Here is a 14358-nt window from a genome sequence, read left to right on the forward strand (position 1 = left end):
GGCGCGTCCCTAACCTTCAGTCTTAACGTGACAGTTGCTGTCACGTCCTCCACCCTAGCGACGGCGCGGCGCGAGGGCCGCGACATCGCGCTCGACACTCCGGCGTGTCGGCTCACCCTCACGACTGTAGCTTGCCGAGCGCCGATCGGATCAGGCTGGAGCGCACGATTTCGAGCTGCCCGGCGATCTCACGTGCGAGTTCTGCGGCTTTCGCCCGGCTTGAGGCGTCGTTGCGTCGCGATACCGGAATCAGTGCGCTCTCGATGAGGCCCAACTCACGTTCAGCCGCCGCGCGGAAGCCGCGGAGGTGACGCGGCTCGATGCCGGTGCGCTGCAATTCGACGAGGGCGCGCAGCACCTGAACGGCGTCGTCGCCGAAGGTGTCCGCCGGCTGAATGAGGGATGCCGTAATCGCGTCGCTGAGGAGCCCCGGCGTCGCCTGCGCCTCGCGCACCAGCTCGTCGCGGCTGAAACGTCGCTCGGTCGACAGCATCGACGGGGCGCGATCGACACCGGCCGGAAGCTGGGGGCTGCGCCCCGCATCCAGATCGTCGAGATGCTGGCGGATCACCTTCAGCGGCAGGTAGTGGTCGCGCTGCATCGTCAACACGAAACGGAGCCGATCAACGTCGGCCGGCGAAAACTTGCGGTACCCCGCCTCGGTGCGCTCGGGAGACACGAGTTCGCGCTCTTCCAAGAAGCGCAGCTTCGACGGCGTGAGGTCGGGAAACTCGGGGCTGAGCTTGGCGAGCACCTGACCGATCGACAGCAACCCAGCGGAGGGGGCGGTGGACGGTCGGCGCGCCTCTGCGGCGGACCGTGCCGCCATTAGGCGCCCGGCGCGTGGTCGTGGCGGGAGGAGTAGAACGTGAGGTGGAACTTGCCGACCTGCACCTCGGCGCCATCGACGAGGGGCACCGTGTCGTCGATGCGCTCACCGTTGTAGAACGTGCCGTTCAGGGAACCCAGGTCGCGCACGGCGAAGCGCACCCCCGAGCGGACGAACTCGGCGTGCTTGCGGGAGACCGTGACGTCGTCAAGAAAGATGTCGGCGTCAGGGTGACGGCCAGCCACCGTGAGGTCGGTGTCGAGCAGGAAGCGGGCGCCCGAGCTCGGCCCACGGCGCACGATCAGCACGGCGGACCCCGAGGGCAGCGCGTTGATGATGTCGAGCTCGCCCGTGCGCGCACCGGCCTCCATCGCCGCCAACTGCGCGGCAAAATCTGGCCCGTAGTGCACGGTCGTGTCCTGCGGGCGGTACTCGCGGTCGCCGCCTGCGGTGTTCTCAGCCATCGGTAGCCCTCCTGCGTGCCAGCGTATCCGATGCGTCGCCGCTGTCGAGGGGGTGTTGACGGATGAGCGCGCGGGTCTGACGCAGGTACAGCAGGCCCGCCCACCAGTAGAGGAACGCCCCCCACAGCGCGAAGGCCCAGCCGATCGGATCGGACACCGCGGCCACCGCCGGGAACGCCTGCCCCAGCACGAGGGTCGGCAGGGCGTAGAACAGAGCGAAGGTCGCTGTCTTGCCGATGTGATGCACGGGCAGGGGCCCGAATCGGTGTTGCGCAAGCACCACGCCGAGCACGACGAGGAAGACGTCGCGGCCGATGATGACGGCGACGAGCCACCACGGCACCACCTCGCGCACGGCGAGGCCGATGACCGCCGCCATGATGAACAGGCGGTCGGCGGCGGGGTCGAGCAGCTGGCCGAGCTTCGTGATCTGACCGAAGCGGCGCGCGATCACGCCATCTGCCCAGTCACTGACCGTCGACACGATGATGACGATGAGGGCCGCCAGGTCGTTGCCGACCACGATGAAGACGAAGAAAACGGGCACCAGCACCAGGCGCAGGGCGCTCAGGACGTTGGGAATCGTCCAGACGCGGTCGCTCACGACGGGGCGAGCGGCGGCGTCGGACACGCGGTCAGTCTAGTGACGGGGCCGCGCGCCGCACCCGGGCACGGGCCGGATGCTGGGCAAGTGCTTACACGCCCGTTTCGCGGCGGCGCGTCGCAGGCGCGAGGGGTTACCGTATCGCCCATGTCGTGCATCCGATTCAACACCCCCGCGCAGAAGCAGCAGCTCGCCGACAACGCTCCCGCGATGCGAGAGGACGGCGGCGACCCGGTCGCGCAGTTCCTCTCCCCCAGCGTCACCGACTCGAAGCGCGAGCGCATCCGCCGCCTCGCCGCGAGCCCGAACCCGCGCATCCGCGAGAGCGCCGCCCTGTCGTACCACGCCCCGGACGACGTGCACGAGGCCCTCGCGAACGACCCCGACGCGGGCGTGCGCAGCTGCCTCGCCCGCAACGAGCGCACCCCCTGCGACGTGCTGCGCACGCTCGCGAGCGACCGCGACGAACAGGTGCGCGCGTGGGTCGCCATCAACTACTTCGTGCCGGCGGACGCGATGGAGAAGCTCGCCGCCGACGAGAGCGAGACCGTGCGCGCCCTCGTCGCCTGGAAGGCTTCGCTCGCCGAGACGGCCCAGCCCGCCCTCGTCTAGCGCGAGCGGAACTGCCCCGCCGCTGACAGGCGATCGGGCAGGATGCGCGCGAGAGCGGCGATGACACGCCACCGCACCGTCGGAATCACGACGCTACGCCCGCGGTCGATCGCCCGCAGTGACTGGCGCACGACGGTCGGCGCGTCGAGCCACAGCGCCTCGGGAATGCCCGACACGTCGACCCCCATGCGCTCGTGGAACTCGGTGCGGACAAACCCCGGGGCAATCGCCGTCACGCTGACGCCGCGCGGCCCGTAACTCAGATTCGCCCAGCGGGCGAACGAGACTCCCCAGGCTTTCGCGGCGCCGTAGGTGCCGCGCGGGGTGAACGCGGCGACGCTCGAGACGATCGCGATCCGTCCGCCACCGGTGGCGAGCATCCGGCGCAACGCCGTCTGCGTGAGCCGCAGGGGCACGGCGACGTGAATCGCGAGGTGCTTCTGCTCGTCGTCGGGGTCGGTGGCGGCGAGATCTCCGCCGATGCCGTAGCCCGCGTTATTGATCAGCAGGTCGACGGGCTTCTCGAGCGCCGCGACGCGCGCGTCAACGGCCCGCACCCCGTCGTCGGTGTGAAGGTCAGCGGCGAGAGTCTCGACCACAACGCCGTGTTCGTCACCGAGCTCGCGCGCGACGCGCGCCAGGCGCTCACCGTCTCGCGCGACGAGCACGAGCCCGGTGCCGCGGGCGGCGAGTTGGCGGGCAAATTCGAGTCCGATGCCTGCGGTGGCACCGGTGATGAGCGCGCGGGAGGTCACGGGGCTGAGCCTAGGCCCCGTGCGGCGGCGCGAGGGGGCTGCGCCACGCCTCCGGCCCGGCGGAACCGGCGGGGTACTCCTCGAGCGGCACGCTGCCCTCACGCCAGGCGGCGAGCACCGGGTCGATGAGCTGCCAGCAGAGCTCGGCGGCCTCGGCGGGGACGCTCAGCAGCGGATCGCCATCGAGCACGCCGTCGAGCACTTCGCCGTACGCGGTGAGCTCGCCCGCACCGAAGGCGGTCTCGACGACGACACGGTCGAGGTCGAGCGGGTCGCCTGGCCCGTTCAGGTCGAGCTCGACCGCCAGGTGCTCGGGCGTGAGCGACACCGTGATGCGCGGCGCCTCCCCCGCTCCCGTGAAGCCGCTGGGTCGATGCGCGACCGGCTTGAGCGTCAAAATGGCGTCTTTCGCCGGGCGCCCGACCGCTTTGCCGCTGCGCAGCGTGAAGGGAACGCCCGCCCAGCGGGTGTTCTCGACCGTGAGCACGAGCTCGGCGAGGGTTTCCGTCTCGCGGCTCGGGTCGACGCCGTCTTCCGTCTCGTACGCGGGCACGGTCGTGCCGTCAAGCTCGCCCTCGGTGTACCGCGCGCGGCGCGACGACGCGGCGGCATCGTCACCACGCACCCGCATGGCCCGCAGCGCCTGCACGAGCGAGCCGTGCAGATCGGCCGGCTCGATTGCCGCGGGCGCCTCCATTGCCACGATTCCCGCGACCAGCAGCAGATGGCTTTGCACCATGTCGACGAGCGCGCCGGCGCCGTCGTAATACCCGGCGCGCCCCTCGAGGGCGAGCGTCTCGTCGTAGACGATGTCGACGCGGGCAACATGCTCGCGGTTCCACACGGCCTCGAACAGGCGGTTCGCAAAGCGCAGGCCCAGCAGGTTGACGACGGTCGACTTGCCGAGGAAGTGGTCGACGCGAAACACACACTCGTCGGGGACGAGGCCCGCGAGCAGGCCGTTCAGACGGGCCGCACTCTCGGCGTCGAAGCCGAACGGCTTCTCAAGCGCCAGCCGTGTGCCCTCGGGCAGGTCGCCCGGCTCGAGCGCGGCGATGGCGTCGATCGTGACCGACGGCGGCAACGCGAAATACAGAATCGCCGGATGCGCGGCCGAGCCCACCAGCTCGGCCAACGCCTCGCGGTCGGTCGCGTCAACGCTCGCCCACCGTGCGGAGGCAACGGTCGCGTCAATCGCGCGCTGCGCGGCGGCGCGGACGTCACCCGTCAGCTCATCGAGGCCCACCTCGAGCGCCTCGCGCACCAGCTGCTGCCACGCGGCGTCGTCGTGGTCGCCATGGCCCGCGCCGATGAGCTCGACGCTCAGCTCAGGAGCGCGGCCGAGGGCGCCGGCGAGCCCGGGCACGAGGAGGCGCTTCGTGAGGTCTCCCCCGGCACCGAGGATGATCAGGGTCGTTTCTCTGGCAGCCATCGGGTCACCGTAGCGAGGAAGTCTTCGAGGTGCGTCTGATTGGATGGCGCCATGGCGGAACCCCTCGAGAACTACGCCCTCGTCGGAGACTGTCGTTCGGCCGCGCTCGTCGGCCGCAGCGGCTCGATCGACTGGCTGTGCATGCCCCGATTCGATTCGGCCTCGCTCTTGGCGCGCATCCTCGGCAACGAGGCCCACGGTCACTGGTCGCTGAACCCCGTCGGTGAGACCTCGTGCACCTCACGCCGCTACGACGAGGACACCTTCGTGCTCATCACGCGGTGGGAGACGCCGACGGGCGTCATCGAGGTCACCGACTGGATGCCCATCGACAACGGCGAGAGCGACCTCGTGCGGCGGGTGACCGGCCTGGACGGCGAGGTCACCGTCGAACAGCTGCTGCGCATCCGATTCGATTACGCGGACGCGATGCCCTGGGTGCGCCAAAGCGGCACCGACGACGCGCCCGAGCTCACCGCGATCGCGGGGCCCGACGCCGTCGTCGTGCGCGGCCCGCGATTCACGCCCGTTGACCACGCGCACCGCGCCGAGTTCACCGTGCGCGCGGGCGAGACGGTCGACACGGTGCTGAGCTGGTTCCCGTCGCACAAGACGCCCCGGCCGGCGCAGAACGTCGACGAAATGCTCGCCTCGACGCGCCAGTGGTGGCACGACTGGGCGACGACCTGCGCCCCGCCCGGCGCCTACGACGAGCACGTACGCCGCTCGCTGCTCGTCTTGCGGGCCCTCACCCACGAGTCGACGGGCGGCATCGTGGCGGCACCCACGACGAGCCTGCCGGAAGAGATCGGCGGCGGCCGCAACTGGGACTACCGCTACGTCTGGATTCGCGACGCCGCCCTCACGCTCGAGTCGCTGATGATTCACGGCTACCAAGACGAGGCGAGCGCCTGGCGCGACTGGCTGCTGCGCGCGATCGCCGGCGACCCCGAAGATATCCAGATCATGTACGGGCTGTCGGGCGAGCGCTACCTGTACGAGCGCGAGATCACGAGCCTGCCCGGCTATGAGGGCTCGGCGCCCGTGCGGGTGGGCAACGGCGCCTACGACCAGTTCCAGGGCGACATCTTCGGTGAGCTGATGATTGCGTTGGAAGACGCCCGCGAGCTCGGCGTGCACGAAGACGACTTCTCGTGGTCGCTGCAGGTGCGACTGCTCGACTGGGTGTCGACGCAGCTCGACCGCACCGACAACGGCATCTGGGAGATTCGCGGCGAGCTGCGCACCTTCACCCACTCGCGCGCCATGCTGTGGGCGGCATTCGACCGCGGCATTCGCGCGGTCGAGAAGTTCGAGCTGCCCGCCTCGATCGAGGGCTGGGTCGCCGCGCGCGACCGACTAAAGGTCGAGATCGAGGAGCGCGGCTTCGACGCGGAACGCGGCCACTACGTGCAGCACTACGACACGACCGAGGTCGACGCCTCGCTCCTGCAGCTCGCGCAGATCGGCTACGTCGCCTACGACGACGAACGGATGCTCGGCACCGTCGCCGAAATCGAACGCACGCTGCTGCGTAAGGGGCTCCCGCTGCGCTACCGCACCGAAAGCGGCGTGGACGGGCTGGACGGTGACGAGCATCCCTTCATCACCTGCGCGTTCTGGCTCGTCGAGCAGTACGCGCACGGCGGGCGCCTCGCCGACGCCGAAGCCCTCATGGAACGCCTCGTCGGAATCACGAACGACGTCGGGCTCTTGAGCGAGGAATACGACGTCGACAACGAGCGCCACCTCGGCAACACGCCGCAGGCGCTGTCGCACCTCGCGCTCGTGCGCGCCGCCGACGCAATCTCGGAGGCGCGAGCGGGGTGAGCGAGGCGGTGCGCGTCGACGCGTGGGCGTGGGCGATCCGGCTGTTTTCGACCCGATCGGCGGCGACCGCGGCGTGCAAGGCCGGCCACCTCAAGGTGAACGGCAGCACGGTGAAGCCCGCGCACCCCGTCAAGCTCGGCGACACGGTACGGGCGCTGACCCCGGGCGGCGAGCGCATCGTCGTGGTCACGGGGCTCATCACGAAACGCACGTCGGCGCCGAAGGCCGCCGAAAACTACGACGACCGCACCCCTCCTCCCCCAGCGAAGGAAGAACGCGTGCTGCCCGTGCTGCGCGAGCGCGGCGCCGGACGGCCGACGAAGCGCGACCGGCGCGAGATCGAGCGGCTGCGCGGCCGCGCCGAGTAGCGCATGCTCGACGGTGCCTGAGAAAGCGGCACGGAGCATCCGTGTTATCGGCACACTGTCGTGATGCGCCTGCGCCGGACCTCGACCGACGACCCCGGATTCGCGCGGCGGCGACGGGGCCGGGGGTTCTCGTACACCGACGCGAACGGGCGACCCGTGCGCGACGCGGAGGTGCTTGCGCGCATTGACGCGCTCGCGATTCCGCCCGCCTGGCGCGACGTGTGGATCTGCGCCGCCGAGAACGGGCACCTGCAGGCGGCGGGAACGGATGCCGACGGGCGGCGGCAGTACCGCTACCACGAGGCGTGGACTGCGCGCGCCGAGCGCAGCAAGTACGCGCGCGTGCGCGCTCTCGCGCAGTGCACGACGGGGCTTCGCCGCACCATCACCGCCGACCTGCGCGGCGACGACCCCGAGCGGCGGGCCGCCGCGATCGCCGCGCGGCTCATCGACGTGCTCGGGGTGCGACTCGGCGACGAGCGCTACGCGGCCGAGCGCGGCACGATCGGCGCGCTCACCCTCGAACGCCGCCACGTGAGCGTCGATGGCGACCGCCTGCTGCTCGATTTTCCCGCGAAGTCGGGCGTGCAGTGGCTCGCCGAGCTGCGCGACCCCGAGCTCGCCGACGCGCTCGCCCACGTTCCGCGCGGCGCGGCGACGCGACTGACCGCCTGGCGCCACGATGGAGACGAGCACCGGCTCAGCGCGCGCTCGCTCACCGCCTATCTCGCGGCGGGCAGCGGATGCCCCGTCACGCCCAAAGACCTGCGCACGCTGCTCGGCTCACGCACGGCCGCCGAGGTGCTCGCCCGAACCGGAGCGGTCGCGCGCCGCGAACAGGACGCGGTGATTCGAGCGGCCGTGGATGCGGTGGCCGACACCCTGAGGAACACGCGCGCCGTCGCCCGCTCGTCGTACATCGACCCGCTCGTCATCGAGCGCTACCGGCGCGGCCGCGTGGCCACGCTCAGCCGGGCGGGCGTCAGCGACCGGGCCTACGCCGAACTCGTCGGCTAGGACGCGCGCTCAGGACAGGCCGAGCGCCTCGAGCGAGGCGCGAATCGCGCTTGCGCTGTGGTGCAGCTGCCGCTCCTCCTCCGCTGAGAACGGGGTGTCGATGACGCGAGACACGCCGCCCGCGTCGACGATGCTCGGCACCGACAGGGCGACGCCGTCGACACCGTGATAGTCGCTGAGCACGCTCGAGACCGGCAAGATCGCGCCCTCGTCGCGAAAGATCGCCTCGACGATGCGCGCGCCCGACAGTCCGATCGCATAGTTCGTCGCACCCTTGCCGGCGATGACCGTGTACGCGGCGTTCTTCACGTCGTCGGCGATCTCGTCGAGCTCTTCGACGCTCAGGTTCTCGCCCGCGTCGTCACGCCAGTCGCGGATCGGAATCGGCCCGATGCGGCTCTGCGACCACAGCGGGAACTCGCTGTCGCCGTGCTCGCCCACGATCATTGCGTGCACGCTCGACGCGCTCACGCCGAGGCGCTCGGCGAGGCGCCAGCGCAGGCGCGACGAGTCGAGCACGGTTCCACTCGAGAACACCCGCGACGGCTCGAGCCCGCTGAAGCGCTGGGCGGCCACCGCGAGCACATCGCAGGGGTTCGTGACGAGCATGAAAACGGCGTCGGGCGCCCGCTCGACGAGCGCCGGCATGAGGTCGCGCAGAATCTCGACGTTGACGCCCGCGAGATCGAGTCGACTCTGCCCCGGGTGCTGCTTCGCCCCCGCCGTGACCACGACCACGTTGGCCCCCGCGACGACGTCGAGGTCGGCGCCGCCCGAGATCGCGCTCGAGCCGGTGAACGGGGTGCCGTGGGCGAGATCGAGAATCTCGGCGTTCACGCGCGCCTCATCGATGTCGTACAGCACGACCTCGCGGGCGGTTTCGCGAATCAGGGAGGCGTAGGCGAGCGCGGTGCCGACGGCACCGGCCCCGACGATGGCAAGGCGAGAGTTCTCGAGAACGGGCATGCATCCACCCTGGCCGAGCACGGGGATGCTGTCGAGGGACCTTCGGCCTTTCCCGGTTTATGCCCGGGTCGCTTCGGGGTCGACCATCGACGCGAGAAGCGTGACGAGCATCCCCTCGGCCGTCTCGTGCGGAAGCGTCTCGATGAGCGCCGTGAGCGGCGCCTGCGCGGCGGTCAGCCCGCCCGCCGTCACCCCGAGCGCGGCAAGGGCCTCGGCGGGCGACGCGGCGGAGGCGAGGCCCGCCGCAAGCGGTGCCGCGTCGACGGGCGGCACGCCGCGCACCTCGTCAGCGGCGGCGTGCAAAGCGGCGGTCAGCTCGTCGAGGCGATCGGCCGTCACGGGCGTGATCGTGAGGTGCGTCGTACGCGGCAGTCGCGTACCGTCGGGCTGCGCGAGCCCCGGCTGCTGCTGCAGCACGAAACCACGGCCACGCACGGCGTCGGCCAGGTGGTGCGGGTCGACGCGCCGATCAGGGGCGACGGACTCATCGGCGGCGACCGCGAACAGCGGGCCGACGGGTGAGCCGACCACGCGCATCCCGTCGATGTCGTGCGCCGTCGCGATGAGCGCGTCGGTCGCGGCTCGCGTGCGCTCGACGAGCGAGCGGTACCCGTCGACTCCGAGCATGCGCGTGATCGCCCAGGCCGCCGCGAGGGGGCCGGCCGGTTTCGACCCGAGCAGTGTCGCGTTCACGACGGGGTAGCCCGGCCAGCGGGTCGTCGCGAAGTACTGCGCGGCGTGCCGCTCGCGGCCGCGGTGCAGCAGAATGCTCGCCCCCTTCGGCGCGAACCCGTACTTGTGCAGGTCGGCCGACAGGCTCGTGACGCCGGGAACACGGAAGTCCCACGCGGGCACCCCCGGCCACCAGGGCAGCGCAAAGCCGCCGATGCACGCATCAACGTGCACCGCGACCCCCGCGTCGGCCGCGCGCGGCGCGACCGCCCCGATCGGGTCAAGCCCCGCGAACGGATACGACGGCGCACTCAGTACGACGAGCGCCACGTCGGGGCCGAGACGGCGGATGATCGCCTCGGGGTCGACGGCGCCGGTCTCCGCGTCGACGGGAACCAGATCGAGCGCCAGGTCGAACAGGTGCGCCGCCTTGTGAAACGCGGCGTGCACGGTCACGGGCGCGAGCAGCCGCGCCCGGCCGTCGCCACCGCGAGCCCGCCACGTGTCGCGCGCGGTGCGCACCGCGAGCAAGCAGCTCTCGGTACCGCCGCTCGTGACCGAGCCGACGATGTCGGACTGCTCGCCGTCGCCCGCGCCGAACAGCGGCCGGGCAAACGCGATGAGCTCGCGCTCAAGGTGCGCCACCGACGGGAAGGTCGTCGGGTCGAGGGCGTTCACCCACTGCAGGATGCCCGCCGCGTCGTGAGCGAGCTGCCCGAGCCCCTCGGTTCCGGAGTCGTATACGTACGACAGCACGCGGCCGCCGTGGGTCGCGGCGTCGTCGCGCGTCAGCGCGCGCAGCTCGGCAAGAATCTCGTCGGCGTTGCTCATGCGGCGGGGCCCTCGTTCGCGACATCCGCGGGCGGCGCGGGGCGCGCATCCGCCTCGATATCGTCGCGGCGCAGTCGGTAACGACGCAGCAGCAGGATGCTCGCCCCGAGCAAGACGGCGGGAACGATGCTGAAGGCGATCACGATGCCCGTCACGGCGGAAGCGGGTTGCGCGACGGTCTGACCGCCCACCGACTCGATGTACCCGGTGAAACTCAGGATGACCGTCAGCACCGTCGCCCCGAGCGCCATACCGGCCGTCTCGCCCGCGGTCCACACGCCACTGAAGACTCCGGCGCGGTCGGTGCCGCTCGCGCGTGCGTCGTGCGCGATGACATCGGGCAGCATCGCCAGTGGCAGCGCCTGCATGCCGGCATAGGCGACGCCGGCGAGCGCGACCGGCAGGTAGACCCACGCGCCCGGCGCCCAGACGAGCCCCGTGATGGCGAGCGCCGCGACCGCAAAGAGAACGCTCGCGATGAGGTAGCCGCGCTCTTTGCCCGTGCGGCGCGCCACTCGACCCCAGACGGGGGCGAACAGCAGGGCCGGGGCGATGAGCGCGAGGAAGAGCAGCGTCACGGCGTCTTCACTGCGCAGCACGTGGGTGGCGACGTACTGCGCGGCCGCAAGCATGGTGCCGGTGGCGAGGCCCTGCAGCACGAAGGTGCCAAGCAGGGCACGGAACGGCTGGCTCTCGCGCAGGGCGAGGATCGCGAGTCGGTAGTGGGTGCCGAGGCTGACCCGCTGCGGCTCGCCGCGCTCGGCTCGCCGGGGGGCGGCGAGCGACGCCGGCGTGAGGCCCGCGGCGATCACGAGACCCGCGACGACCGCCATCAGCAGGTAACCCTGCGAGGGGGTCTCGCTGAGCCCGCGCAGCAGCGGGCCACCGGCACCGAACAGCAGGATGGCCGCGGTCAGCACCACGACCCGCCACGTCAAGAGCCGGGTGCGCTCGTCGTAGCGGGTGGTGAGCTCAGCGGGCAGGGCGATGTACGGCACCTGGAACAGGCTGAACGAGGTGGCCGTCAGCATGAAAGCGACGAGCACCCAGATCGCCCCCACGGTCGGGCCGACCTCGATCGGCACGGCGAAGGTGAGGATGAAGAAGACCGGCAGGGTGAGCGCGCCGACCAGCATGAGTCCGCGCCGCGAGCCGGTGCGGGCGAGCGCCCGATCGCTGAGCGATCCGATGAGCGGGTCGATCACGACGTCCCACAGTTTGGCGAGGCTCACGATGAGGCCCGCGACGATCGCGGTGACGCCCAGGTTGTCGGTCAGGAAGTAGACGAGGACGAGGCCCGGGAGGGTTCCGAAACCCCCGGTACCGAGAGAACCGACCGCGTACCCGGCGATCGTGCGGGCGGGTACGCGGTCGGTCGGTGGTGCTACGGCGTCAGAGGCGCTCCGGTGCGTCATGCCCGGAGCCTACCGACGGAGACGGCCGCTAGGGCCGCTACGCACTCGACGCGCTGGGCGCTCTAGGCGCTCGGCTGCTCGCCAATCGCGAAGCGCACGTTGCCGTCTTCGCCGACCTGCGCGTCAAGCACCTTGTCAGCGAGCGCGATGGAGGCGTTCTGCTCGAGGAACACGCGCGCCTGGCCGGTCTCGACGACCTGGTCACCGTCAACGGGTGCGGGCGCGACGGATACGGCGAACTGGGTCGACTCGGCGCCGCCGGAGTCGATGCGCAACCCCGCCTGGCCGGGGTCGGCCTCGCGGGCGACGAGGTTCTCAATTACGGTGCTGGCGGTCGGGGTGAGGGTGAGCATCGAGTGCTCCTTCCTTCTCGCGGGCAATGAGCCAGCAACGATTCCGGCTCTCGCCATCCGGTTCAACCGTGGGCGCTCGATACGGAGGGTTCTCTCACGAAGCTTTCCGGTGATTCTGCGGCGCGCGGGGCGTAGCCTTCGCTGCATGACGTTCGTGCGCGGTGGCGCCCCACAGCGGCCCGTGCGCACGATGTCGTCGGGGCAGGTCACCCGCACCCTGCTGCTCGTCACCCTCATCGCCATGGCGGTCGGGGCGCTGTCGTACCAGCTCGGCGCCGCCGACACCTCGTTCGACCGGCCCGGCGAACTCGTCCTCTTGTTCGTCGACATTGCGCCGGTTCTGTGGTTCGCCGCCGCCCCCGTGATTCTCACGGCGCTGCGCTTTCAGGCACTGGATGCGCGGCTGCGGTGGATCGCGCTCGTCGCCGTCATCGCCGCGACCGTGGGCGTCGCCGTGCGGCTGCTCGCGCTCGACGACGGACTCGCCGCCGCGCTCATCGACCCGTTCACGCTCGGGATGCCGGTCTGGGTCGGCGTCGCGGTGCTGTTCATTCGGGCGCGCGCCCGCCGATTCGCCCGCGGCACCGACGAAAGCATCACCGCGATCGGCATGGGGCTCGGCTTCTTCGCCGCGGCCGTCGGCGTTGCGCTCGGCGGCCTGCGCCTCGTGCTCGTCGGGCCGCTCGCGGCTCCCGGGGTGCTCATCGCCCCCATCGACACGCTGCCGACGACCACCTTCCTCACCGCGGCGAGCCTCGCCATGGTCGCCGGCATCTTCTGGCTCGTCGTGCGCACCCGCGGGCCGCGCACACCCTAACGATCCGCGACACAATGGCCGGGTGACCGCCGACCGCAGCGCCGCCCTCACCGAGCTCATCGCCGCCCTCGGGCCCGCCCTGAGCCTCGACCCGACCGAACTCGACGCCGCACGCGCCGACAAGTCGGGGCAACGCGCCGCCGACGCTCCGCTCGCGATCGTGCACGCTCGTACGGCGGACGACGTGGTGGCGGCGCTCCGCGTCGCCACGGCGCACCGCCTGCCGGTCGTGCCGCGCGGCGCCGGCACCGGCCTCGCGGGGGGCGCGATGGCGGGGCGCGACCGGCTCGTCGTGTCGACGGCGCGCATGACGCGCATCCTCGAAATTGACGCGGTCAACCAGCTCGCCGTCGTCGAACCCGGCGTTATCGTCGCCGAGCTCGACGCCGCCGCGCGCGAGCAGGGGCTGTTCTACGCGCCCGACCCCGCCAGTCGCGCGTGGGCCAGCATCGGCGGCACCATCGCCACGGGCGCGGGCGGCCTCATGTGCGTCAAGTACGGGGTGACGCGCGAGGCCGTGCTGGCCCTCGACGTGGTGCTCGCCGACGGCACGCGCGAGCGTTTCGGCCACCGCACCGCCAAAGGGGTGACCGGCCTCGACCTCACGGCGCTCATGGTCGGCAGTGAGGGCACGCTCGGCGTCATCGTCGGGGCGACCGTGCGCCTCACACCGGTGCCCCGCGGCGAGACGGCGACGATCGCCGCCATGCTGCCCTCTGTCGTCGCCGCCGCGGCCGCGTCGTCGGCCATCATGGCGAGCGGGCTGCGGCCCGCGGCACTCGAACTCATCGACCCTCTCTCCCTCGCGGCGATCCACCGGCACCTGCGGCTCGAAGCGCCCGCAGCCGGCGGCACCCACCTGCTCGTGCAGTGTGACGGCGAGCAGTCCGGCGACGATGCCGAGCGCGCGCTCGCGATCATCCGCGCCCACGGCGGCGACGGCCGACTCACGACCGACCCCGCCGACGCCGAGCGGCTGCTGACGGTGCGCCGGTCGTTCCACCCGGCGATGGAGGCCACGGGCCACGTGCTGATCGAAGACGTCGCCGTGCCCCGCAGCCGACTCGCCGAGATGTTCGCCGCCATCGAGCGCATCAGTGCCGACCACGGGGTGCCGATTCCGACCGTCGCGCACGCGGGCGACGGCAACCTGCACCCGAACTTCGTCTACACGGGCGACACCGTGCCCGAACCGGTGTGGCGCGCGGCGCACGCCGTATTTCGCGCAGCCCTCGCGCTCGGCGGCACGCTCACCGGTGAGCACGGGGTCGGCGTGCTCAAAAAGCGCCACCTCGTCGAGGAGCTCGGTGAGTCGCAACTCGCCCTGCAGCGGCGCATCAAGGCGGCGTTTGACCCGCTCGGCATCATGAACCCGGATGCGGTGCTCTAGGCC

At 71.4% G+C, this 14358-nt stretch carries 15 protein-coding genes; 6 read left to right on the plus strand and 9 right to left on the minus strand.

Annotated elements, in window-relative coordinates:
* Positions 1 to 118: 118 nt before the first annotated feature.
* From ftsR to EV141_RS11625, 3 genes are read right to left on the minus strand one after another with little or no spacing between them, the layout of a single operon-like run.
* A complete protein-coding gene (gene ftsR, locus EV141_RS11615) occupies positions 119 to 829 on the minus strand; it encodes a transcriptional regulator FtsR (RefSeq protein WP_130486133.1) in 711 nt (236 codons plus the stop codon).
* Complete coding sequence (locus tag EV141_RS11620) at positions 829 to 1293, minus strand: FHA domain-containing protein (RefSeq protein WP_130486134.1); 465 nt, start codon at positions 1291 to 1293, stop codon at positions 829 to 831. Before EV141_RS11620 ends, ftsR begins: the two co-directional genes overlap by 1 nt.
* A complete protein-coding gene (locus EV141_RS11625; protein ID WP_130486135.1) occupies positions 1286 to 1924 on the minus strand; it encodes a CDP-alcohol phosphatidyltransferase family protein in 639 nt (212 codons plus the stop codon). The genes EV141_RS11620 and EV141_RS11625 overlap by 8 nt, the downstream gene beginning before the upstream one ends.
* A 120-nt stretch (positions 1925 to 2044) precedes the next feature.
* Between EV141_RS11625 and EV141_RS11630 the strand changes: the two genes are divergently transcribed.
* Positions 2045 to 2509, plus strand: a complete 465-nt coding sequence (locus EV141_RS11630) for a hypothetical protein (RefSeq protein WP_130486136.1) — start codon at positions 2045 to 2047, stop codon at positions 2507 to 2509.
* On the opposite strand, the gene EV141_RS11635 is transcribed toward EV141_RS11630, so the two are convergent.
* Together EV141_RS11635 and EV141_RS11640 are read right to left on the minus strand one after the other, a co-directional pair.
* Positions 2506 to 3264 (minus strand): SDR family NAD(P)-dependent oxidoreductase, encoded by a 759-nt coding sequence (locus tag EV141_RS11635; protein WP_130486137.1) that lies wholly within the window; start codon positions 3262 to 3264, stop codon positions 2506 to 2508. The genes EV141_RS11630 and EV141_RS11635 overlap by 4 nt on opposite strands.
* 10 nt (positions 3265 to 3274) lie before the next feature.
* Positions 3275 to 4696 (minus strand): glucose-6-phosphate dehydrogenase, encoded by a 1422-nt coding sequence (locus EV141_RS11640; RefSeq protein WP_130486138.1) that lies wholly within the window; start codon positions 4694 to 4696, stop codon positions 3275 to 3277.
* A gap of 51 nt (positions 4697 to 4747) precedes the next feature.
* Here EV141_RS11640 and EV141_RS11645 point away from each other — a divergent pair, with 51 nt between their 5' ends.
* The 3 genes from EV141_RS11645 to EV141_RS11655 all read left to right on the plus strand — a co-directional run bounded on the left by EV141_RS11645 (position 4748) and on the right by EV141_RS11655 (position 7911).
* The gene (locus EV141_RS11645; RefSeq protein ID WP_130486139.1) at positions 4748 to 6526 is read left to right on the plus strand and encodes a glycoside hydrolase family 15 protein; all 1779 of its coding nucleotides are present in this window, start codon (positions 4748 to 4750) and stop codon (positions 6524 to 6526) included.
* Positions 6523 to 6894 carry an RNA-binding S4 domain-containing protein gene (locus tag EV141_RS11650; protein ID WP_198675544.1) on the plus strand — a complete coding sequence of 124 codons (372 nt, stop codon included), beginning with the start codon at positions 6523 to 6525 and terminating at the stop codon, positions 6892 to 6894. Before EV141_RS11645 ends, EV141_RS11650 begins: the two co-directional genes overlap by 4 nt.
* Before the next feature lie 63 nt (positions 6895 to 6957).
* Positions 6958 to 7911: a DNA topoisomerase IB gene (locus tag EV141_RS11655; RefSeq protein WP_130486140.1), complete on the plus strand. Its 954-nt coding sequence runs from the start codon at positions 6958 to 6960 to the stop codon at positions 7909 to 7911.
* A 9-nt stretch (positions 7912 to 7920) separates the two neighbouring features.
* Here EV141_RS11655 and EV141_RS11660 read toward each other — a convergent pair whose 3' ends face one another.
* The 4 genes from EV141_RS11660 to EV141_RS11675 form a co-directional block, all read right to left on the minus strand.
* Positions 7921 to 8877, minus strand: coding sequence for an L-lactate dehydrogenase (locus EV141_RS11660; protein ID WP_130486141.1), 957 nt, complete (start codon positions 8875 to 8877; stop codon positions 7921 to 7923).
* A gap of 57 nt (positions 8878 to 8934) precedes the next feature.
* On the minus strand, positions 8935 to 10380 hold the full coding sequence (locus EV141_RS11665; protein WP_130486142.1) for a pyridoxal phosphate-dependent decarboxylase family protein: 1446 nt from the start codon (positions 10378 to 10380) through the stop codon (positions 8935 to 8937).
* Entirely contained in the window at positions 10377 to 11795 is a 1419-nt protein-coding gene (locus EV141_RS11670) for an MFS transporter (RefSeq protein ID WP_130486143.1), read from the minus strand. Before EV141_RS11670 ends, EV141_RS11665 begins: the two co-directional genes overlap by 4 nt.
* Positions 11796 to 11857: 62 nt before the next feature.
* Positions 11858 to 12148, minus strand: a complete 291-nt coding sequence (locus EV141_RS11675; RefSeq protein ID WP_130486144.1) for a hypothetical protein — start codon at positions 12146 to 12148, stop codon at positions 11858 to 11860.
* A gap of 145 nt (positions 12149 to 12293) precedes the next feature.
* Here EV141_RS11675 and EV141_RS12470 point away from each other — a divergent pair, with 145 nt between their 5' ends.
* Together EV141_RS12470 and EV141_RS11680 are read left to right on the plus strand one after the other, a co-directional pair.
* Positions 12294 to 12965, plus strand: coding sequence for a hypothetical protein (locus EV141_RS12470; protein WP_241969243.1), 672 nt, complete (start codon positions 12294 to 12296; stop codon positions 12963 to 12965).
* A gap of 22 nt (positions 12966 to 12987) precedes the next feature.
* Positions 12988 to 14355: an FAD-binding oxidoreductase gene (locus EV141_RS11680; protein ID WP_241969244.1), complete on the plus strand. Its 1368-nt coding sequence runs from the start codon at positions 12988 to 12990 to the stop codon at positions 14353 to 14355.
* Positions 14356 to 14358 lie beyond the last annotated feature (3 nt).

The organism is Microcella putealis (assembly GCF_004216575.1).
GTDB classification, from domain to species: domain Bacteria; phylum Actinomycetota; class Actinomycetes; order Actinomycetales; family Microbacteriaceae; genus Microcella; species Microcella putealis.

Coding starts and splice junctions, on each gene's coding strand:
- ftsR (WP_130486133.1), bottom strand. CDS start 829: ATGGCGGCACGGTCCGCCGCAGAGGCGCGCCGACCGTCCACCGCCCCC.
- EV141_RS11620 (WP_130486134.1), bottom strand. CDS start 1,293: ATGGCTGAGAACACCGCAGGCGGCGACCGCGAGTACCGCCCGCAGGAC.
- EV141_RS11630 (WP_130486136.1), top strand. CDS start 2,045: ATGTCGTGCATCCGATTCAACACCCCCGCGCAGAAGCAGCAGCTCGCC.
- EV141_RS11640 (WP_130486138.1), bottom strand. CDS start 4,696: ATGGCTGCCAGAGAAACGACCCTGATCATCCTCGGTGCCGGGGGAGAC.
- EV141_RS11645 (WP_130486139.1), top strand. CDS start 4,748: ATGGCGGAACCCCTCGAGAACTACGCCCTCGTCGGAGACTGTCGTTCG.
- EV141_RS11655 (WP_130486140.1), top strand. CDS start 6,958: ATGCGCCTGCGCCGGACCTCGACCGACGACCCCGGATTCGCGCGGCGG.
- EV141_RS11660 (WP_130486141.1), bottom strand. CDS start 8,877: ATGCCCGTTCTCGAGAACTCTCGCCTTGCCATCGTCGGGGCCGGTGCC.
- EV141_RS11665 (WP_130486142.1), bottom strand. CDS start 10,380: ATGAGCAACGCCGACGAGATTCTTGCCGAGCTGCGCGCGCTGACGCGC.
- EV141_RS11670 (WP_130486143.1), bottom strand. CDS start 11,795: ATGACGCACCGGAGCGCCTCTGACGCCGTAGCACCACCGACCGACCGC.
- EV141_RS11675 (WP_130486144.1), bottom strand. CDS start 12,148: ATGCTCACCCTCACCCCGACCGCCAGCACCGTAATTGAGAACCTCGTC.
- EV141_RS12470 (WP_241969243.1), top strand. CDS start 12,294: ATGACGTTCGTGCGCGGTGGCGCCCCACAGCGGCCCGTGCGCACGATG.